At 33.3% G+C, this 21,696-nt stretch carries 18 protein-coding genes and 1 other RNA gene; 9 read left to right on the top strand and 10 right to left on the bottom strand.

What is annotated here, in order from left to right:
- Positions 1-45: 45 nt before the first annotated feature.
- Positions 46-447 (top strand): hypothetical protein, encoded by a 402-nt coding sequence (locus B3J26_RS11925; protein ID WP_038336819.1) that lies wholly within the window; start codon positions 46-48, stop codon positions 445-447.
- Between the two features lie 2 nt (positions 448-449).
- Here B3J26_RS11925 and B3J26_RS11920 read toward each other — a convergent pair whose 3' ends face one another.
- Entirely contained in the window at positions 450-1,478 is a 1,029-nt protein-coding gene (locus tag B3J26_RS11920; RefSeq protein ID WP_038336818.1) for a sensor histidine kinase, read from the bottom strand.
- Between the two features lie 9 nt (positions 1,479-1,487).
- Entirely contained in the window at positions 1,488-2,168 is a 681-nt protein-coding gene (locus tag B3J26_RS11915) for a response regulator transcription factor (protein WP_125348867.1), read from the bottom strand.
- 208 nt (positions 2,169-2,376) lie between these two features.
- Between B3J26_RS11915 and B3J26_RS11910 the strand changes: the two genes are divergently transcribed.
- The 4 genes from B3J26_RS11910 to B3J26_RS11895 all read left to right on the top strand — a co-directional run bounded on the left by B3J26_RS11910 (position 2,377) and on the right by B3J26_RS11895 (position 7,892).
- Positions 2,377-5,136, top strand: a complete 2,760-nt coding sequence (locus B3J26_RS11910; protein ID WP_291074678.1) for a TonB-dependent receptor domain-containing protein — start codon at positions 2,377-2,379, stop codon at positions 5,134-5,136.
- Positions 5,137-5,172: 36 nt separating this feature from the next.
- On the top strand, positions 5,173-6,339 hold the full coding sequence (locus B3J26_RS11905) for a hypothetical protein (RefSeq protein ID WP_291074677.1): 1,167 nt from the start codon (positions 5,173-5,175) through the stop codon (positions 6,337-6,339).
- 196 nt (positions 6,340-6,535) lie between these two features.
- Positions 6,536-6,862, top strand: a complete 327-nt coding sequence (locus B3J26_RS11900; RefSeq protein WP_038336809.1) for an iron-sulfur cluster assembly protein — start codon at positions 6,536-6,538, stop codon at positions 6,860-6,862.
- 58 nt (positions 6,863-6,920) lie between these two features.
- A complete protein-coding gene (locus B3J26_RS11895) occupies positions 6,921-7,892 on the top strand; it encodes an SPFH domain-containing protein (protein WP_038336808.1) in 972 nt (323 codons plus the stop codon).
- 85 nt (positions 7,893-7,977) lie between these two features.
- Here B3J26_RS11895 and metG read toward each other — a convergent pair whose 3' ends face one another.
- Complete coding sequence (gene metG / locus B3J26_RS11890; RefSeq protein ID WP_291074676.1) at positions 7,978-10,014, bottom strand: methionine--tRNA ligase; 2,037 nt, start codon at positions 10,012-10,014, stop codon at positions 7,978-7,980.
- A 94-nt stretch (positions 10,015-10,108) separates the two neighbouring features.
- Between metG and B3J26_RS11885 the strand changes: the two genes are divergently transcribed.
- Together B3J26_RS11885 and B3J26_RS11880 are read left to right on the top strand one after the other, a co-directional pair.
- Positions 10,109-10,633 (top strand): GNAT family N-acetyltransferase, encoded by a 525-nt coding sequence (locus tag B3J26_RS11885; protein ID WP_291074675.1) that lies wholly within the window; start codon positions 10,109-10,111, stop codon positions 10,631-10,633.
- Positions 10,634-10,647: 14 nt separating this feature from the next.
- Positions 10,648-10,869, top strand: coding sequence for a hypothetical protein (locus tag B3J26_RS11880; protein ID WP_291074674.1), 222 nt, complete (start codon positions 10,648-10,650; stop codon positions 10,867-10,869).
- A 55-nt stretch (positions 10,870-10,924) separates the two neighbouring features.
- On the opposite strand, the gene B3J26_RS11875 is transcribed toward B3J26_RS11880, so the two are convergent.
- The 4 genes from B3J26_RS11875 to B3J26_RS11860 all read right to left on the bottom strand — a co-directional run bounded on the left by B3J26_RS11875 (position 10,925) and on the right by B3J26_RS11860 (position 16,342).
- Positions 10,925-13,261 (bottom strand): transglycosylase domain-containing protein, encoded by a 2,337-nt coding sequence (locus B3J26_RS11875; protein WP_291074673.1) that lies wholly within the window; start codon positions 13,259-13,261, stop codon positions 10,925-10,927.
- Between the two features lie 6 nt (positions 13,262-13,267).
- Entirely contained in the window at positions 13,268-13,729 is a 462-nt protein-coding gene (locus B3J26_RS11870) for a gliding motility lipoprotein GldH (RefSeq protein ID WP_291074672.1), read from the bottom strand.
- Entirely contained in the window at positions 13,713-15,386 is a 1,674-nt protein-coding gene (locus B3J26_RS11865; RefSeq protein ID WP_313252389.1) for a regulatory iron-sulfur-containing complex subunit RicT, read from the bottom strand. The genes B3J26_RS11870 and B3J26_RS11865 overlap by 17 nt, the downstream gene beginning before the upstream one ends.
- A gap of 86 nt (positions 15,387-15,472) precedes the next feature.
- Positions 15,473-16,342, bottom strand: coding sequence for an MBL fold metallo-hydrolase (locus B3J26_RS11860; protein ID WP_291074671.1), 870 nt, complete (start codon positions 16,340-16,342; stop codon positions 15,473-15,475).
- A 118-nt stretch (positions 16,343-16,460) separates the two neighbouring features.
- On the opposite strand from B3J26_RS11860, the gene gltX reads away from it, so the two are divergent.
- Positions 16,461-17,969, top strand: a complete 1,509-nt coding sequence (gene gltX / locus B3J26_RS11855) for a glutamate--tRNA ligase (RefSeq protein ID WP_038336832.1) — start codon at positions 16,461-16,463, stop codon at positions 17,967-17,969.
- A gap of 53 nt (positions 17,970-18,022) precedes the next feature.
- Here the strand turns inward: gltX and B3J26_RS11850 are convergent, their stop codons facing one another.
- The 3 genes from B3J26_RS11850 to B3J26_RS11840 form a co-directional block, all read right to left on the bottom strand.
- Positions 18,023-18,403, bottom strand: coding sequence for a DUF779 domain-containing protein (locus tag B3J26_RS11850; protein WP_291074670.1), 381 nt, complete (start codon positions 18,401-18,403; stop codon positions 18,023-18,025).
- A 16-nt stretch (positions 18,404-18,419) separates the two neighbouring features.
- Positions 18,420-19,454 carry an alcohol dehydrogenase AdhP gene (gene adhP, locus B3J26_RS11845; RefSeq protein WP_038336794.1) on the bottom strand — a complete coding sequence of 345 codons (1,035 nt, stop codon included), beginning with the start codon at positions 19,452-19,454 and terminating at the stop codon, positions 18,420-18,422.
- A gap of 63 nt (positions 19,455-19,517) precedes the next feature.
- Complete coding sequence (locus B3J26_RS11840; RefSeq protein WP_291074669.1) at positions 19,518-21,023, bottom strand: aldehyde dehydrogenase family protein; 1,506 nt, start codon at positions 21,021-21,023, stop codon at positions 19,518-19,520.
- A gap of 141 nt (positions 21,024-21,164) precedes the next feature.
- On the opposite strand from B3J26_RS11840, the gene ssrA reads away from it, so the two are divergent.
- Positions 21,165-21,562: a transfer-messenger RNA gene (gene ssrA, locus B3J26_RS11835) on the top strand.
- The last annotated feature ends 134 nt before the right edge of the window (positions 21,563-21,696 follow it).

Here is a 21,696-nt window from a genome sequence, read left to right as displayed (position 1 = left end):
AATGGCGATATTTGTACATTAACAATCAACAACTAAACCAAATCCATGAAAAAAGAATTGATATTATATTATATCGGTATCCTTATTTTTTTTACTGTCCTTATTTTTTCTGTTCGTCATATTGTAAATACAACACGTATTTTTGTGGGGTACGAAGATGGTTTTAATCCTATTAATATCAAATGGAATTTTGATAAAAAGGATTCAACACTTCGTGTCAAAGATCCTATTTATGTCAGAAGTGATTATTATTTGATTGATTATAAAGACAAAGCATTCTTAAAAAAAGATACAGTTCTTTATGCTGAACTTTTTGAGGATTCATTGGCTGTAAAAGGAAATGTATTGAATTTGAAACCTCCTTATTTTTTGTGGAAAGAGGCAAAAAACGACACGTTGAAAGTTTTTAAACACAACATTACCTTGAAGTTTACGAAGCGAGAATAGTATTAAGCTTTCTGTAAATAGAACGAAAAAGTAGAGCCTTTTCCTATTTTACTTGTCACATAAATTTTCTGTTTATGAGCTTCTAAAATATGTTTTACAATTGCCAAACCTAATCCAGATCCACCATTGTTACGATTTCGAGATTTATCAATTCGATAAAAACGTTCGAAAATTCGGTCAATGTCTTCTTGTTTTATCCCAACGCCTTGATCTTTTATTGAGATTTGAATTTTATCATCATATTCTTCAAAATCGATGTCAATTTCTGTATTTGGATTAGAATAATTGATGGCGTTTACGATCAAATTGATTAAAACCTGTTGAATTTTCTGAATATCACCTACAACTTTTATTGGTTGATGAATAGGATAATTTAGAGAAATTTTGATGTTATTTTTTTCAGCTTTAATTTCTAATAAATCAATAACGTCTTGTACAAGCGCCGTCAAGTTGAAAACTGAAAATTCGATATTGATTCGTCCACGTTCAAGCTCTGCAATCATGTCCAAATCTTTGACCAAATAAATCAATCGATCAACCGATTTATTGATTCGGTTTAAGTATTTATCGCGAATAGATTCATCTTCAACTCCACCTTCAATCAAGGTTAATAAATATCCCTGAACTGAAAAAAGGGGCGTTTTTAATTCATGCGAAATATTTCCAAGAAAATCTCTTCTGTAATTTTCTCTCTCATTCAAAACATCAATTTCTTTGGATTGATCTTCTGTAATTGTAGAAATTTTTTGAGAAAGTTCTTCAAAATCCATTGTGCTGGATTGAAATTGTGGAATATTTTTCGAGATTTCAGTAAAATCTTTTCTTCGTTGATTTTTTAAAGAAAACCAATAAAATATTGATAATCCAATCAATAAAAGAAGCATTAAACTAATGAAAAATAGTTTTTCTTGGAGAATAAAATCAATATTTCCAAACCATAAAAAAGAGAACAAAACAAATCCTAAAGCCAAGAATAATGTACTGAGAAAGGCAAATAGAAAGATGTTTTGAACTTTGAAAGTTGAAGCCATTACGAGCTTTTAGTCATTTATTTTGTATCCAATTCCTTTGATTGTAGAGAAACGATCGTTCCCAAATTTTTCGCGTAATTTGCGCATATGTACGTCAATTGTACGTCCGCCAACTACAACTTCATTTCCCCAAACTTTCTCCAAAATTTCTTCACGTTTGAAAACACGTTCTGGATTTGAAGCTAATAAAGCAATCAATTCAAATTCTTTTCGAGGTAACAAAAAGTCTTGTCCTTGGTAATTTACTTTATAGGTTTCGCGGTTAATCTCGAAATTATTCAATTTGATGAATTCGTCTTTTGCCGCTTCGTTAGGTTGTTTTAATTTCAATAAAGCATTTAGTTTACTAATTAAAACTTTTGGTTTGATAGGCTTTAAAATATAATCATTTGCACCAGCATCATAGCCAGCTAATTGAGAAAAATCTTCGGCACGAGCAGAAAGAAAAACGACCAAAGTATCTTGAAAAGAATCTAATTTTCTCAACTCTGCACACATTTCCATTCCGTCCATTTGTGGCATCATTACATCTAATAGAATCAAATCTGGGCGAAAAATTTTGGCGTGTTTCAAACCTTCTAATCCGTTTTGAGCTGTTTCTACTTCAAAACCTTCTTTTTTTAAGTTGTAACCAATGAATTCTAAGATATCTGGTTCGTCGTCAACTAATAAAATTTTAATGTTCTTCATAATTGTTTGTAATAACTAAATAAAATTAGTCGATGTAAAATTAAGCTTAAATTTTAGGAGAAATTAGGTAAAAATATTTCTTAACATTCATTTAAAGTTACGATAATTTCATAACAATTGCCTAACAAAATCTTTACAATTTCTAAAAATCTTTTTCATTGGATTGCAGCAACTTTGCCATCAAACAAACACGAATTATACAATTTCAATGAAACGCAATTTAACTTTACTTTTATTATTAGGTTCGGCAGCACTTTTTGCACAAACTAATATTAAGTTAGAAGGAACTTTATTTGATCAAAAAACAAACCAACCACTTTCTGAAAAAACTTTTGTGGTTGAAGGATTAAATATTCAAGCTAAAACAGACGATAAAGGTCACTACGAAATTTCTGTTCCAGATGATACATATCAATTAGATATTAAAGTAGAAGGTTATCAATCTGTTTCTCAAAATTTATCAGATTCGAATACATTAAATATGTATTTGAAACCAGAAGATTTAAAAGATACAAAGATTGATTTATCAACTGCTGTTGTAACTGGTAGAAAAGATAAATCTGGAGAAGCTTCTTTACTTAATATACAGAAAAAATCTGTAAAAATGGTAGAGAATATTGGTGCAGCAGAATTGGATCGTAAAGGAGTAAGTGATGCGGCTTCGGCAGTTGCGAAAATGGCTGGTGTTACAAAACAAGAAGGTACAGGAGATGTTTTTGTACGTGGATTAGGAGATCGTTATAATTATACTTCATTGAATGGTTTACCAATTCCGTCAGAAAATCCTAGTAACAAGAATGTTAAATTGGATTTATTTCCAACAGATGTTATTGATTATATTTCGTTGAGCAAAACATTCAATGTAAGAATGACGGCTGATTTTGGAGGAGCAAATATCGATATTGCTTCAAAATTATACGAAGGAAATGGTTTATTAGAAATTGGAACAGGATTAAATTTGAATTCTAACGCGATTACCAATAAAAATTTCAATTTGCAAGATGGACCAAATTGGTTTGGTTTTCAAAAAACGAAAATTCCAGCAAATGCAACAACAGGATATCACTTTACAAATAGTTTCAATCCGCAATCTAAATCTGCCGTAGCGGGAGGTTTTAATATAAAAGGAGGAAAAAGTTACAAGTTTGAAAACGGAGCAAAATTCGGATTCTTTGCAACTGCTTCTTTTGAGAATTCAGCTCAAAGTATCGAGAAAGGTTTAGCTGCTTCTGTAAATGCAGAAGGAGCATATTTTAATAACTTTAAAAACTATATTAAAGATAGCTATAATACGAATACTACAGGAATGGTGAATTTGTATTATGATTTTAATGCAAACAATCGATTAAGAGCAAATAGTATTTTTATTAACAATACTTCTCAAAGTTTACAAGAGTACAGAGGTTTTGTAATTGATTTAGTAAATGATGATAATCATGAAGGATTTATACGCCGTGGAACTTACGAAAAAAATCAAGTTTTTGTGAATCAATTATTAGGAGATCATAGATTAGATGATAAATCTGAGTTTCATTGGGGAATTTCTTACAATACGGTGAAACAAGATATGCCAGATCGTTTGCAAAATACGATGCGTTTGGATAAGCAATCTGGACAATATTTTTTAGCAACTCAAGATGCTTCGTTAAGTAATCGTTATTACCAAAATCTTAATGAAAATGAAATTTCGGCAAATTTAGAATATAATCGTGTTTTTGGTGGAGACTTGAAAGATTATAAAGCTAAAGTTTCTGTTGGTTACCAAGGGAGACACAAAGAAAGAGATTTTGAGGCAAATCAATTTAATATGAAGTTTACAAGAAGTGGAATTCAAGCTGATCCAAATAATTTAGACGCAATATTCAATCAATCAAATTTTGGAGAAGATAAATTGTTTACCATTACTACGTTCGATATGGATGGAAATGGAAACTATCGTGCTCAAACTTATAATGGACAAAAAGATATTCAAGTTGGTTTTGCTGAAGTAGAATACAATTTTACAGACCGATTAACAGCTGTTTTAGGGGTTCGTGCAGAATATCTTAAACAAAGTATCGATTGGTACACAGCTTTATCTAAAGGAAAACGCTCATTTGATCAGTTCGAATTATTACCAAGTTTGATGTTACGTTATAAATTAACAGATAATCAAAACTTACGTTTTGCTACATCTAAAACATATACACTTCCTCAATTCAAAGAAACTGCCATGTTTGTTTATGAAGATGTAACAGAAACTTTCCGTGGAAATCCAATGTTGTATCCATCGACAAATTACAATGCAGACATTAAATGGGAATGGTTCCCGAAAAATGGAGAAGTAATCTCTTTTGGTGGTTTCGGAAAATATATTCAAGATCCAATTAATACAACAACAATTGCTTCATCATCTAATGATATTTCTTATGCAAATACAGGTGATTGGGGATACGCAGTTGGAGCAGAATTAGAGGTTAGAAAAGCAATTTTAGATAATAAAACATCTAATCCAGAACAATTAACAATTGGATTTAACGGTGCTTATATGTATTCTAATCAAGAGTTAGATAATGAGAAAGTGTATAACGAAACTTTGTTTAATGGACAACGAATCAATACCAACTTTACAAATGCAGAAGATGCGTTTACAGGAGCTTCAAAATTTATTACAAATGCAGATTTATCTTATTCTAAGAAATGGGCAAGTGGAGGAAGTGTAATGGCAACTGTGGCTTATAACTATTTTTCAGATCGTATTTATGCACTTGGAACAGAAACAAGAGGTAATCAAGTAGATAAAGGATTTAGCACATTAGATTTCATTTTACGTTCGAAATTGAATAAAAATATCGGAATCAATTTCTCTGCTAAAAACCTATTAAACCCTACAATAGACCGTGTACAAGAGAATTTAAATGGAGATGTGAAAACATTAAGCTATAAAAAAGGAATGAACTTCGGTTTATCTGTTAACTATCAATTTTAAAAACAAAATAAAACAAACACAATAAAACATTTAATTATGAAAAAATCAATTTTAAAACTATTTTTAGTAGGTGCATTTTCTACATTAGCTTTAACAAGCTGTAGTAATAACGATGATAATGGAGGAGAAGTCACAAATCCTTCTGGATTTGTTGCAAATCCTGGTGATTTTAAAGGTCAGTTGAAAAGTGGAGATAAAATTACATTAGATGCATCTAAAACATATTATCTAACAGGAGCTTTACAAGTAAATGAAGGAGCAACACTTACAATTCCTGCTGGAACTAAAATTATTGCCAATGGGGGTACTTCATCATACATAGCTGTAGCACAAGGAGGACAAATATTCTCTAACGGAACCTCCTCTAAACCTGTTGTATTTACATCAGAAAAAGGAACTCCAGGATCTTGGGGAGGGATTGTTTTATGTGGTAAAGCACCAATCAACAAAGCAAAAACAGCAACAGCAGAAGTTTCTGAGTTAACATATGGTGGTGATGTAGCAACAGATAATTCTGGTACAATCACATATACTCGTATCGAGTATGCAGGTGCAATTTTTAATAACAAAAAAGAATTTAATGGACTTTCTTTATTTGGTGTTGGTAACGGAACTAAAATAGAATATGTTCAATTATATGCTGGTTCTGATGACGGAATTGAGTTCTTTGGAGGAACTGTTAATACAAAATATATCGTATCAAATGAAAACGAAGATGATCAATTTGACTGGACAGAAGGTTGGGTTGGTACAAACGAATATTGGTACGGAAAAGAAGGTCGTAACAAAGGAAATAGAGGTATAGAGGCTGATAATAATGATAGTAACAATAATTTAACACCATTCTCAAATCCAATTATTAAGAATGTAACTTTAATTGGTTTAGGTAAAGATTATGTAGGAGAAGGTGAAAATCAAGCGATTAAATTACGTCAAGGAACAAAAGGACAATTAGAAAATTTTGTTTTAGCAAACTGGGCAAAAGGTATCGATATTGAGCATGATGTTACTTTAGGTTGGACTTCAAAAGATTTATTAGTTAAAAATGTTCAATTTATTAATGTTAATACAGAATCAAGTGGAAAAACTTCTGCAGGTGCTGCTGTGGATGTAACCAAATTCTATTCAAAAGCTAACAATACTGGAGCTGGAAATGGTGTAGACACACCAACTTGGGCAAAAGGATGGACAGTAGGTCTATAATTAAATCCATATAAAGAAAAAACTTTTCTTATAAAAAAGTTCTTCGTGTTTGTAAATCGCTTTTTTGGGCTCTCCAAAGAAGCGATTTTCTTCTATTATAACTATTTTATTTTAAGTCATTAAAAATAGTTATTTAGAAAAATTCCACGTAAGCTAAACTATTCGTACATTTGCAGAACAATAACAGTTGATAACAATGGCATTAACAGAACAACAATTAGATTCGATTGGAGAAAAATTGGTTGAAAAATTCAAAACAGTTTACGATCCAGAGATTCCAGTTGATATATATGAATTGGGATTGGTTTACGATGCACAGGTGAATGCAGATGGTGAAGTAAAAGTTACCATGACCCTTACATCTCCAAACTGTCCCGTGGCTGAAAGTTTACCTCTAGAAGTAGAACAGCGCGTTGAAGAGATAGAATATGTAACGAAATGTTACGTAGAAATTACGTTCGATCCTCCTTGGGATAGAGATATGATGAGCGAAGAAGCAAAATTCGAATTAGGAATGTTATAACTTAACATTCCTAATTTTTTTTGTATCTTAATCCAACAAATTCAAAACACTAAAACTTATGGGATATTTAGGCGTGATCGTTTTTCTTGGAATTATTTTCCTTTTTTTATTCGTCTTTACAGTAAAACAACAAACTGCAGTTGTAATCGAGCGTTTCGGGAAATTTAATAGTATTCGTAATCCAGGATTACAATTCAAAATTCCGATTGTAGACAGAATTGCTGGAAAAATGTCTCTTAAAATTCAACAATTAGACGTTGTTGTCGAAACGAAGACAAAAGATGATGTATTTGTTCGATTGAAAGTCTCTGTTCAATATCAAGTCATCAAAACTCAAGTTTATGATGCATTTTACAAATTAGATAATCCTTATACGCAAATAACTTCTTTCGTTTTTGACGTTGTCCGAGCTGAGGTTCCAAAACTTCGTTTAGATGATGTTTTTGAGAAGAAAGATGATATTGCGGTTGCTGTAAAAAGTGAATTGCAAGAAGCAATGAATTCATATGGTTACGAAATTGTCAAAACTTTGGTAACCGATATTGATCCAGATGAGCAAGTAAAACATGCGATGAATCGTATTAATGCTGCCGAACGTGAAAAATTAGCGGCGCAATATGAAGGTGATGCTGCACGTATTTTGATTGTAGAAAAAGCAAGAGCAGAGGCAGAATCGAAACGTTTGCAAGGACAAGGTATTGCAGATCAACGTCGTGAAATTGCAAAAGGTTTATTGGAATCTGTAGATGTTTTGAATGGAGCAGGAATTACGTCACAAGAAGCTTCTGCGCTAATTGTGGTGACGCAACATTATGATACATTGCAAGCGATTGGAGAAAAATCTGGAAGCAAATTAGTTTTGTTGCCAAATTCACCAACTGCCGCTTCGGAAATGCTGAATACAATGGTTACTTCGTTTACCGCAGCACATGAACTGAATGAGCATCAAATAACAAAAGAAGATAATCCAACTCAACGAAAAAATAAGCCAAATCAAGGCGATTCGTTTACTTTTCCAGAATATCCTTAGAAATAAAATTATATTATTAAACATAAAAAGCCACTTCATCGAAGTGGCTTTCTAATATCTTAATACTTATATCTAAAATCTAAGTCTATCCAACTTGAACACCGTTTGGCGTTTCTTCTTCTGGATTTACAAACGTTAATTTTCCGTCTACTTTATCAGCGAATAATAACATACCGTTCGATTCGATTCCACGAATTTTACGAGGCGCTAAATTTGCTAAAACCATCGCTTGTTTCCCAACGATTTCTTCTAACGTAAAATGTTCTGCAATACCAGAAACAATTGTACGAACGTCCATTCCTGTATCTACTTTTAGTTCGAATAATTTGTCTGCTTTTTCAACTTTCTTCGCTTCTAAGATAGTTCCGATACGGATATCCATTTTTTGGAAATCATCAAAAGAAATCAATTCTTTTTGAGGTTCTGCGTTTGGATTTGTCATATTATTTTTGACTTTACTTTCGTTTAATTTATTGATTTGTGCTTCGATTGCTTCGTCCTCAATTTTTGCAAAGATTAATTCAGATTGACCTAATTGATGTCCAGCTTTTACAAATTCGTCTGTTGATTCTAAATCATCCCAACTCATTTTTTCTACATTCATCATAGTCAACATTTTCTCAGAAGCGAATGGAATAAATGGTTCTCCCAATTGTCCTAATGCCGCAGCAATTTGCGTCGCAGCATACATAATTCCTTTTACAGCTTCTGGATCATCACCTTTTTTCCAAGGTTCTTGCGCTTGTAAAAATTGATTTCCAAGACGAGCTAAATTCATATATTCTGTCAACGCAGCACGGAATTCATATTTCTCTAAATGATCACCAATGCGCTTTGCAAAATATTTGATTTCAGTTAATTCTTCAAATTCAATTGTTTTTGAAGGAACAATTCCTTCGTAATATTTGTGAGAAAGCACCATTACACGGTTGATAAAGTTTCCTAAAATTCCAACCAATTCAGAATTATTCTTCGTTTGGAAATCTTTCCACGTAAAGTTATTGTCTTTATTTTCAGGCATATTTGCCGTCAACACATAACGCAATGTATCTTGTTGATTCGGGAAATCTTCTAAATATTCATGTGCCCAAACTGCCCAATTACGAGAAGTTGAGATTTTATCATCTTCTAAATTCAAGAATTCATTTGCAGGAACATTGTCTGGCATAATGTAATCGCCATGCGCTTTCATCATTGTTGGGAAAATGATACAATGGAAAACGATATTGTCTTTTCCGATGAAATGAACTAATTTCGTTTCTTCGTTTTGCCAATAATCTTTCCAGTTTTTACCGTTTTTCTCTGCCCATTCTTGTGTGAAAGAAATGTAACCAATCGGTGCATCAAACCAAACATACATTACTTTTCCTTCAGCTCCATCAACAGGAACAGGAATTCCCCAGTTCAAATCGCGAGTCATAGCACGAGGTTTCAAACCATCGTCTAACCAAGATTTTACTTGACCATAAACACTCGATTTCCAATCATTTCTGTGACCTTCTAAAATCCATTTTGATAAGAAATCTTGGTATTGATCCAATGGCAAATACCAGTTTTTTGTTTCTTTTCTGATTGGCGTATTTCCAGATAAAGCAGAACGAGGATTAATCAATTCTTCTGGACTTAATGTTGAGCCACATTTTTCACATTGATCGCCGTAAGCATCAGGATTTCCACATTTCGGACATTCACCACGAATGTATCGATCCGCTAAAAATTCGTGCGCATCTTCGTCGTAAAATTGTTCTGTAACATCTTCTGTAAACTTGTTATTGTCATATAATGTTTTGAAGAAATCTTGAGCAACTTCTCTGTGTTTATCTGATGTTGTACGAGAATAAATATCGAACGTCACACCAAAATTAGCCAATGTATTTTTGATGTTTTCGTGGTAACGATCAACAATATCTTGAGGCGTAAGGCCTTCTTTTTTGGCACGAATTGTAATTGGAATACCATGTTCGTCAGAACCTCCAATAAATGCTACATCTTTTCCTTTTCTTCGTAAAAAACGCGCATAAATATCAGAAGGAACGTAAACACCTGCCATGTGACCAATGTGCAAAGGTCCGTTAGCATAAGGTAAAGCCGCTGTAATTGTATATCTTTTTGGTTGACTCATTTGCTTAAAATCTATAAGCTACAAAGATACGATTTGTTGTTTGTTTTGTTAAAACCTTTTTCTAATTTTATAAGGTTAATCAATTGATGGAGGAATGAATATTAGGAAAGAGGAGAAAAGCGATTATGAACAAGTTTTTAAATTGATTGAAAAGGCATTTGAAAATGAAGAGTATAGCGATCATCGTGAACAGTTTTTAGTAGAACGATTACGAAATTCTGATAGTTTTGTTCCTGATTTGTCTATTGTTTTTGAAATGAATGGACTTATTGTTGGTTATATTTTATTGACAAAGATTAAAATTAATCATTCAGATTTTTCTTACGATTCTTTAGCGCTTGCTCCTGTGGCAGTTTTACCAAATTATCAAGGAAATGGAATTGGTGGTCATTTAATAGAATTTGCGCATAAGAAAGCGAAAGAATTAGGTTTTGAGTCGATTATTTTATTAGGACATCCAACTTATTATCCTAAATTTGGTTACCGAAAAGTATCTGACTTTGATATTCAATTACCTTTTGAGGTTCCTGATGAAAATTGTATGGCAATTGAGTTGGTGGAAGATGCGCTGAAAAATATAAATGGAATGGTAGAATATCCGAAAGAATTCTATCAATAATTAAAATATTTCCTATGGAAGAAAAAGCTGTTGTAACACCAGATGAGGTGGTAACGGATACAATTACGAACTTATTTACGTATGCTAATTATTTTTTAGTTGCAGCGCTTGTTGTGTTGTTAACCTATATGACAATTCGAGATTTTAAGAAAAAACAACGTGAAAAGAAATTGGCACAAGAACGTGAAGCATACAACAATCAGTTTGATAACGAAGATGAAAAAGAGGAATTATAAGCATAAAAATAGCCACTCAATTTTGAGTGGCTATTTTGTGTTTATATCAATTTAATTATTGACCTTCTTCTTCAGGAATTTCATAGTTTTCGCCTACGCTTTCACTACCACTTCCTTCGATAATTGGACCTGGATCATACATTTCATCATATTGATGGAATCCGTATGTATTCGAACAATCCCAATGTTTTTCAATGTCTTTAGGTTTATCAAATTTATCTCCAGCTGTTACGCCAAATTTTCCTCCTTCTTTGTAAACGCCTTGCATATAGTAAGCCCAAATAGGTAAAGCTGTATTGGCTCCTTGTCCTGTGGCTGTACTTGCAAAGTGAGCAAATCGGTCTTCTGCACCAACCCAAACTCCAGTAACTAAATTTGGTGTTAATCCCATAAACCAACCGTCAGAGTTTTCGTTTGTTGTACCTGTTTTACCAGCAACTTCCGCTGTGATGTTATATCTATTTCTAAGACGCGAACCAGAACCTCTTTCTACAACACCTTTCATCAAATCAATCATAGTATACGCTACGTTTTCATTAACAACTTCTCGTGTTTGAGGCGTATAATCTTTGATAACTTTTCCTTGCTTATCTTCTATTCTTAAGATTAATTGCGGTTTAATGTAAATACCACCATTTGCAAAAGCACTCATCGCACCAACCATTTCATACAATGATAAATCGGCAGAACCTAATGCAATTGTAGGATCTTTTACGATAGGAGATTCAACTCCAAGGTCACGAGCCATTTGAATTACAGGTTCTGTACCTGTTTGCATAATCAAACGAGCAGCGACAATATTTGTTGAATAAGCTAATGCAGTTCTTAAATCTTGGGATCCACCATATTTACCATTAGCATTTCGAGGAGACCAATTCCCTGGAATTCTCTCATTAGAAACAGTATGACAAGGTGTTAATCCTAATTGATTAATTGCTGTTGCATAAACAAACGGTTTGAACGTAGAACCTACCTGACGACGCGCTTGTTTTACGTGGTCAAATTTGAAATAATTCCAATCGATTCCTCCAACCCAAGCTTTGATTGTTCCATCTTTTGGATCCATTGACATCAAACCAGCTTGTAAAATATGTTTGTGATATTCGATTGAATCCATCAATGTTTTCCCTTTTTTGTACTGAATTCCGTTCCATGTAAAGAACTGAACAGAGTCGCGAGGGGTATTGAAAACAGTTTCGATTTCAGCTTCAGATTTTCCTTCGGCTTTCATCTTTTTATACAAATCTGTACGAGCCATTGCTTGCTTAAAGATTTGTGTTCTTTTTGCAGCAGAAATATTATAGAATGGTGCTAAACTACGTCCGCGTTGCTCACCAAAGAATTGATCTTGTAAAACTTTTAATTGTTTTTTAACCGCTTCTTCAGCTAAATTTTGCATTCTTGAGTCTAACGTTACATAAATTTTTAGACCATCTTTTTCAAGGTTATAAGACTTTCCTGTTTCTTTCTCATAATCAACCATCCATTGCTGAATTTCCTTTCTCAAAGCAGATTTGAAATATGCTGAATGTGATTCATCATGTTTCATAATATCTTGCTTATCTGTAACTAAAGGAGCGACTTTAGCAGCCTCACCCTCTGCTCTAGAAATCTTGTTGTATTTCATCATTTGTTCTAATACAAGATTTCTTTTTTCTGTAGATAATGCAGGATTTTTTATAGGGTTGAATTTCACAGGATTTTGAAACATAGAAACTAATGTTGCAGCTTCGTCCAAGTTCAATTCTTTTGTTGTTTTATTGAAATAAACTTTAGAAGCAGATTCAATTCCTTTTGCACCATAGATAAAGTCAAACTTATTGAAGTACATCGCAATGATTTCTTCTTTTGTATACAATTTTTCTAATTGAACAGAAGTTACCCATTCTTTTAGTTTTTGTAAACCACGTTTCACCTTATTAGAAGAAGGGTCTTTTGTGTACAACTGTTTTGCTAACTGCTGTGTAATTGTAGATCCACCTCCTGAATCACCACCTGAAGATATAGCACGGAAAGCAGCTTTAATATCTACACCTGAATGATCAAAGAAACGAACATCCTCTTTTGCTAACAATGCGTCAACCAAATGTGGAGGTAAATCTTTGTAATCAACTGGTGTTCTGCGTTCTGCTTCGAAACGATCTAACAAAACACCATCAGAAGAAATAATTTCTGATGAAACATAAATATCAGGATTTTCTAAATCACGTACATTGGGAATTTCACCTAACCATCCGTTAGATGTCGCCCAAAAGATTCCGAAAATTCCTAATACGGCACAAAAAAACAGTACCCAAATGGTAACGATTATTTTTTTGGCTAATGAAAAGCTATTGAACTTCTTTTTTGCTTTAGAAGTTGTGCTTGTTTTAGGATTTTTATTGTTTTCCATTCTGTATTATTCAGCTTTATCAACAATCAAACTAATGTCTTCGATTCCTTTCAATTTTTTTGTTCGCATACCTTGCCAAACTTTTAGTTGATAGCGACCAGAGTCTTTTATTGGTAAATTTTCGCGATAAACCAACATCATTTCTTTTGTTGTCATTCCTTTACCAATCCAGCTTCCATCAGGATTTGCAATGTAATACTGTAAGGTATCAATCATTTCATTTCCTTTAGGATCGATGAATTTCGTGAACAAATATAAGTTACTATATTCATACGACGTATTATTTCTTAACACAAATCCAATGTTAACAGCCGAAGGTTTAGAATCTTTTACATCAAACGTAAAGGTTTGAGGCTGATTACTCTTCCATTCATCTTTCACATCTTTTGTGTCTTGATAATAATGTTTAGCCTCGCAACTAAACAATAAAAAGACTAAAATAAAAAGCAAACTACTGTTGCGTATCATTTGGTTTTGGCCCACGATTAAATCTTTTTTTACTTCGATTCTTCGATTTATTTGGATTCGGTTGAGAATTATTTGTATGATTCTCGTCCTTAGTTTTCGGTTTTTGCTCAGCATTTTGATTATTTTGCTGAGGTTGTTTTTTTGGTTGTTGAGTTGACTGATTAGCCTGATTTGTTTGATTATTTTGTTGGCTATTATTGCTCGGTTTATTCGGTTTTCGCTTTTGTTTATTGCGATTGCGATTATTTCCTTGCGGCTTTTGCTGATCAGTATTTGGTTGAACTTGTTGCTCTTTTGCCTGAGTTGGCTGTTGCTTCTCTTTTGGCTGATTTTGTAGTTGCTGATTCTGATTAGGATTCGAATTTTTGATCGGTCTATTTTGATTATTCTTTTTAGACTGATTTGGATTCTTTCCTTGTTTATTTTCAGGACGATTTGCTTTATCTTTGGCTTCATTAGGCTGTTTTTGTTTTGCCTTCTGAGGTTTTAGATTATTAGTATTCGCCGCAACTTTTTCGTTTCCAGAATTTTGATTATTCTTAATTCTTTTACGTTTTTTGTTCTGTTTTTCTTTACGTTCAAAACGTTCTAAAGAATCTTCACCAATTACATCTGTAAAATCTGGTTTCGATTCCTCTACATTTTTAGCTAAATCTTCTAAAGGTTCAGTTTTTAGACCTTTTGCAGTAATTGCTAAAAACTCTTGAATATCGTCTACCGAAAATTTGTACCAAACAATTCCTCCTTTATCATAAGCGAACCACATTTCTTTCTTGAAAACATCTATTTTAACACAATGTGCCCAACCTTTTTCAGTTTCGAAACGGCTTTCCATTGATGGAAAACTATTTAATGCATCTAAATATGAATCTAATTCAAAATTTAAACAACATTTTAATTTACCACATTGTCCAGCTAACTTTTGCGAGTTAATTGACAATTGTTGATAACGTGCCGCAGCAGTGCTCACAGAGCGGAAATCTGTTAACCAAGTAGAACAACATAATTCGCGTCCACAAGATCCAATTCCACCAACTTTTGCTGCTTCTTGACGATATCCGATTTGTTTCATTTCAATTCTTACGCCAAATTTCCCAGCGTATTCTTTGATTAGTTGTCTGAAATCGACACGTCCTTCTGCTGTATAATAAAATGTTACTTTCGCTCCATCTCCTTGGTACTCAACATCACAAATTTTCATTTCCAAATTAAGGTTTTTCGCCATAATTCGAGAATCAACCATTGTTTGTTTTTCTCTATCACGAAACTCTACCCAAGTTTCTATATCTTTCTGGTTCGCTTTGCGATAAACCTTCTTGACATCTTCCGCAGTCCACGAAAGATTCTTCTTTTTCATTTGGATTCTAACAAGCTCACCCGTAAGTGTAACAACCCCAATATCATGACCGGGCGTTCCTTCAACAGCGATTACATCGCCAATATTTAGAGATATGTTGTTTTCGTTTTTATAATAAAACTTTCGATCGTTTTTGAAACGAACTTCCACAAAATTGAACTTTTCTTGTCCATTTGGAAGTTGCATATTCGATAACCAATCAAAAACTGATAATTTTCCACAACCATCAGTGCCACAAGCACCATTATTGTTACATCCTTTCGGAAGGCCATTAGAAGTTCCACAAGATCCACATCCCATGCTTCTATAATTTTTTTAAATGACAACACAAAGGTATGAAAATATTTTTCTGAATTTGTGAAATCATTTCGGTTATGAAATTGATTTTAAATTGAATCAAAAACTTCTGAAAATGAATAGGTTTGATCTAATCTGACACCTTTTTCTGTTAATTTCAATGTAGCCAATTCGTTGACATGATCGTGTTCAAAAAACAAAATATATTCATTTTCGACTGCTTTTTGTAAAAACGTTCCTTTTTCTTCAACTGTTATTAAAGGTCGTGTATCAAACCCAATGACATAAATTAACGGGATGTGTCCTACAGTTGGGATTAAATCTGCGATATAAACTATTTTTTTGCCTTTGTATGTAATAATTGGCAACATTTGTTTTTCGGTATGTCCATCCACAAATAAAATATCAAAACCAAGTGGAGAATTTTCTAAAATTGATCCATTTTGAGGCAAATCAATCAAATTAAGTTGTCCACTTTCTTGTAGAGGTAAAATATTTTCTTTTAGGAAAGATGCTTTTTCGCGAGGATTTGGATTTACTGCCCAATCCCAATGATTCGCATTCGACCAAAATTTTGCGTTTTTGAATGAAGCTTCTAAATAATTTTTCTCTTTGTTGTATTGAATTGCTCCTCCACAATGATCAAAATGTAAATGCGTCAAGAAAACATCTGTAATATCATCGCGATGAAATCCATGTTTGGCTAAAGAATTATCCAAAGTTGCATCGCCCCATAAATAATAAAAACCAAAGAATTTTGCATCTTGTTTAGTTCCGATTCCAGTATCAATCAATATTAATCGTTCGCCATCTTCGATTAATAGACATCTCATCGCAAGATCAATTAAATTTCTATCATCAGCAGGATTTGTTTTATTCCAAATCGATTTTGGTACAATTCCGAACATGGCACCGCCATCTAATTTAAAATTTCCTGTTTCTATTGTATATAATTTCATTTTTGTGTGATTTTATTTTGTTGAATTTTCGTTTTACGAAGATAAAAAATAGAATATTATTTAAAATAAATATCTATTATAGAATTGAACGACTTAAATTTGCAAAAATTTTGATACAATGGCAAAAGAAGTTCGTGTAAGATTTGCGCCAAGTCCAACAGGTGCGTTACACATCGGAGGAGTCCGTACTGCGTTATACAATTATCTTTTCGCAAAACATAATAACGGAAAATTCTTATTAAGAATAGAGGATACAGACCAAACACGTTATGTGGAAGGTGCTGAACAATATATTATCGATTCGTTGAAATGGTTAGGCTTAACTCCTGATGAAGGTGTTGGTTTTGGTGGAGATTTAGGTTCTTACCGTCAATCAGAGCGTAAAGAAATCTACAAACAATATGTAGACGAATTATTAGCTTCTGGAAATGCATATTATGCGTTTGATACGGCAGAAGAATTAGACGCTGCACGTGCAAAAGCAGACGAAAATAAAGAAACATTTATTTATAATTGGTCGACAAGAGGAAAGTTGAAAAACTCATTGTCAATGACAGAAGCTGAAACAAAAGCTTTAATTGAGAATGGAACGCCTTATGTGATTCGTTTCAAAATTGATGATTCTCGTACAGTTTTATTGAATGATATGATTCGTGGAAAAATCACGATTGATGCATCAACTTTAGATGATAAAGTTTTGTTTAAATCTGATGGAATGCCAACGTATCACTTAGCTAATATTGTGGACGATCATTTGATGGGAATTTCTCACGTAATTCGTGGAGAAGAATGGTTACCATCAATGGCTTTACATGAATTATTGTATGATGCATTTGGTTGGGAAGCACCTTGTTTCGCACATTTACCATTAATCTTGAAACCAGAAGGAAAAGGAAAACTAAGTAAACGTGATGGAGACAAACACGGATTTCCAGTTTTCCCAATGGAATGGAAAACAGAAGAGGGAATTGCAAAAGGATACAAACAAGAAGGTTATTTCCCAGATGCAGTATTGAATATGTTAGCTTTATTGGGATGGAACTCTGGAACTGATCAAGAGATTTTTACAATGGAAGAATTGACTCAATCATTTTCATTAGAAAAAGTTTCGAAATCGGGCGCACGTTTTTCTCCAGAGAAAGCAACTTGGTTTAATCATCAATATTTACAACAAAAATCTGTTGAAGAATTATTGCCATCTTTCGAAGAAGTTTTAAAAGAAAACGGAATCGAAGCTAATCCAGCTTTAGACGCAAAAGTGGTTGAATTGTTAAAAGAAAGAGCAAACTTTGTAAAAGATATTTACGAACAAGGTCAATTCTTTTATATAGCTCCTTCTACTTACGATGAAAAAGCAGCTAAAAAAGCTTGGAAAGATGATTCGAAAGAGATTTTAAGAAAATTTGTTGATGTTTTAAATTCATCAGAATTTACGTCAGAAATTTTACACGATGCAATGGCAGAATTTGTTACAACGCAAGAAATTGGATTTGGAAAAATTGGAATGCCTTTACGTCTTAGTTTAGTTGGTGCATTACAAGGACCAGATGTTCCTGTAATTATGGCAACTTTAGGAAAAGAGGAAACGATTGCACGTATCAACAAAGCGATTGAAGTTTTAGGATAAAATTATTTCTATCATAAATAAAAAAGCCATTTGCAATGCAAATGGCTTTTCTGTTATAAATTGATTTTGACTTCGTCTAATTGATTAACTTCTTCTTGAGAGAATATTCGATAATTGACTTTAAATGTTTTTCCAAGCGGAACTTCTAACGAAAATCCTCCTGCTCCAATTGCTTCAATTACATCTAATTCGAAATGAGCATATTTCCAATATTCAAATAAATCTTTATCCACCCAAAATTCGACATTGTCAATCTCTCCAATACAAACATCTTTATAACGAAGATAATATTCGCCTTTTCTAAAACATTGCGGCTGTGTTCCTTCACAACAACCACCAGCTTGATAAAGCATTAAATCGCCATGTTTTGCTTTTAATTCAACTAGAAGTTTTTTTGCTTTATCAGATGCAGATATACGATTAATTGATTTCATACAGAAAAATTTTTTTTTAAGTTGTACTAGCTATATCTAATACTATTCGACCATCAATTTGACCTTTTTTCATTTTGTCAAAAACATCATTAATGTCTTCTAATTTAGCTGGTGTTACAGTAGCTTTTACCAAACCTTCGTTAGCAAAATCTAATGCTTCTTGTAAGTCTTTTCTTGTTCCAACAATAGAACCTCTTACGGTGATTCGTTTTAGAACAGTTTCAAAAATAGGTAGTTCGAATGATCCTGGAGGTAATCCGTTTAAAGCAATTGTTCCTTTACGTCTTAATACATCAATTCCTTGTTTAAAAGCAATTGGAGATACTGCAGTAATTAGAGCTCCATGCATTCCGCCAACTTCTTTATGCAAAAATTTTCCAGGATCTGTATTTTTAGCATTTACAGTTATATCAGCTCCAAGTTTTGTTGCTAGATCTAGTTTGTCATCAGCAACATCTATAGCAGCTACTTTCAATCCCATTGCTTTTGCGTATTGTACAGCAACATGTCCTAAGCCTCCAATTCCAGAAATAGCAACCCACTCTCCAGGTTTAGTATCCGTTTCTTTTAATCCTTTATACACTGTTACACCAGCACATAAAATTGGAGCTATTTCTAGAAAGTTTGTATTCGATTTTAAATGCCCTACATACCTAGAGTCTGCAATTACATATTCAGCAAATCCACCATCTACACTATATCCACCATTTTGTTGAGCTTCGCAAAGTGTTTCCCATCCAGTAATACAATGATCACAACATCCACAAGCGCTATATAACCAAGGAACACCAACAGCGTCACCTTCTTTCACTTGAGCTTCTGGTCCACATGCTACGACAATACCAACCCCTTCGTGTCCAGGAATTAAAGGCATTTTAGCTTTTACAGGCCAATCTCCATCAATTGCATGCAAATCTGTATGACAAACACCACATGCGATTACTTTTACGAGAACTTCATATCGCCCAGGAGTTTTTACTGGAACTTCTTGAATTTTTAAAGGTTGTCCATATCCTTGTGCAACCGCCGCTTTCATTGTTTTTGGAATCATAATATTATGGTTTTAAATTATTATTAAAATAGATATCAATGGTAGCATTTTTAAATGTTTTGACTAGAAGAATCCAAGTTTCTTTTTGCTGTAAGAAACTAACATATTTTTAGTTTGACGATAATGATCTAACATCATTTTGTGGTTCTCACGTCCGATTCCAGATTGTTTATAACCTCCAAAAGGCGCTCCAGCAGGATAACTATGATATTGATTAACCCAAACACGACCAGCCTGAATAGCACGTGGAATTTGATACAATTGATGTGCATCACGCGTCCAAACACCAGCTCCTAAACCATAAATTGTGTCATTAGCAAGCTCAATCGCTTCTGCTTCATCTTTAAAAGTTGTCACAGCTAACACAGGTCCAAAAATCTCTTCTTGGAAAATACGCATCTTGTTATTTCCTTTAAATAATGTTGGTTTGATGTAATAACCATTTTCGATATCTCCTTGTAAATGATTAGCATCTCCACCAGTTAAAACTTCTGCACCTTCTTCTTTTCCTAATTTAATATAACTTAAAATTTTGTCATACTGAATTTGAGAAGCTTGCGCACCAATCATTGTTTCAGGATCAAGAGGATTTCCTGATTTAATCATATTTACACGTTCTACAACTCGTGCAATAAACTTATCATAAATAGATTCTTGAATCAATAATCGTGACGGACACGTACAAATTTCACCTTGATTAAGTGCAAATAATACTGCACCTTCAATTGCTTTGTCTAAGAAATCATCATCATGATCCATTACAGATTCGAAGAATACATTTGGTGATTTTCCACCTAATTCTAAGGTAACCGGAATAATATTTTCTGTTGCATATTGCATCACGAAACGTCCTGTAGCTGTAGATCCTGTAAATGCAGCTTTCGATACTTTAGGATTTGTCACCAATGCGCGACCTAATTCTCCACCAAAACCATTTACAATGTTAACAACTCCTGGAGGTAATAAATCTCCAATTAATTCGAATAGATATAAAATCGAGATAGGAGTAGATTCAGCAGGTTTTAAAACCACACAGTTTCCAGCAGCTAACGCAGGAGCTAATTTCCAAACCGCCATCAAAATTGGGAAGTTCCAAGGAATAATTTGCGCAACAACACCAATTGGCTCGTGGATAATAATTGAAACTGTATCTTTATCTAATTCGTTGATAGAACCTTCCTCAGCACGAATTACCGAAGCAAAATATCTGAAATGATCGATTGCCAAAGGAATATCAGCATTCAACGTTTCACGAACTGGTTTTCCATTATCGTAAGTTTCTACAGCCGCAACATTTTGTAGATTTTCTTCGATTCGATCTGCAATTTTATTCAAAATAATGCTTCGTTGCGTTGGCGAAGTTTGACTCCAACTTTTGAAAGCTTCGTGAGCAGCATCTACCGCCTTTACTAAGTCTTCTTCTGAAGAATGCGCAGCTTTTGTAAAAACTTTTCCAGTAAGTGGCGTTACAACATCAAAGTATTTTCCATTTGTAGGTGGCGTAAATTGACCATTGATGTAATTGTCATAATGATCTTTGAATGTAGGTACATTAACTAAGTTTCCCATTTTATTAAAATTTTTTGTGAATTAAATTTTTTCTAATTTATTCAAATTTGTTCAATAATTATGTTTAGAAAAAGTTAATTCTATTTGGTATAAAATTTGTACATTTGGCATCCGTCAATTATTTATTGACAATTTATTTATGGGGCTGACTGGTTTTGACAGCAAGGCCAATGGGTAAGTAAGCATGCAGTGATAGGTTGTGTACTCACTTTAATCAGGCACTTCAACTTTTTAACTGGCAACGAAGAGTACGCTTTAGCTGCATAATTCTGAATTTTAGTAAGAATACGCCACGTCTATACTAGGTATAGAAGCTGAATGTCCCTCAAAAGCCTTGACTTACGGCGTTTGATACAGGGACACGGGAAAGTAAGAATAGAAACCTTAGTGCATCGGATAGGTTTCGAGATTTTAGATGATAAGCGGTTGACAGAGTGTTTATTCTCAGGATATCGTCGAAAATTAATAATAAACTAAGCATGTAGAAAGCTTATTTGTTGCTTGTTTGGACGCGGGTTCGAATCCCGCCAGCTCCACAAATACAACTTTTATAAACACTAAAAGTTATTAAACCCTCTAAAATAGAGGGTTTTTTTGTGTCCATACTTTTTGGAATTATATAAAAATCGGTGAAAAAACGCTATTTCATCCCCTAATTCATCCCCTCGTATAT

This window comes from Empedobacter sp. UBA5987 (genome assembly GCF_002429865.1).
Taxonomy (GTDB): domain Bacteria; phylum Bacteroidota; class Bacteroidia; order Flavobacteriales; family Weeksellaceae; genus Empedobacter; species Empedobacter falsenii_B.
The sequence above is the reverse complement of the archived record's forward strand: the minus strand, read 5'-3'. Positions and strand labels throughout refer to the sequence as shown.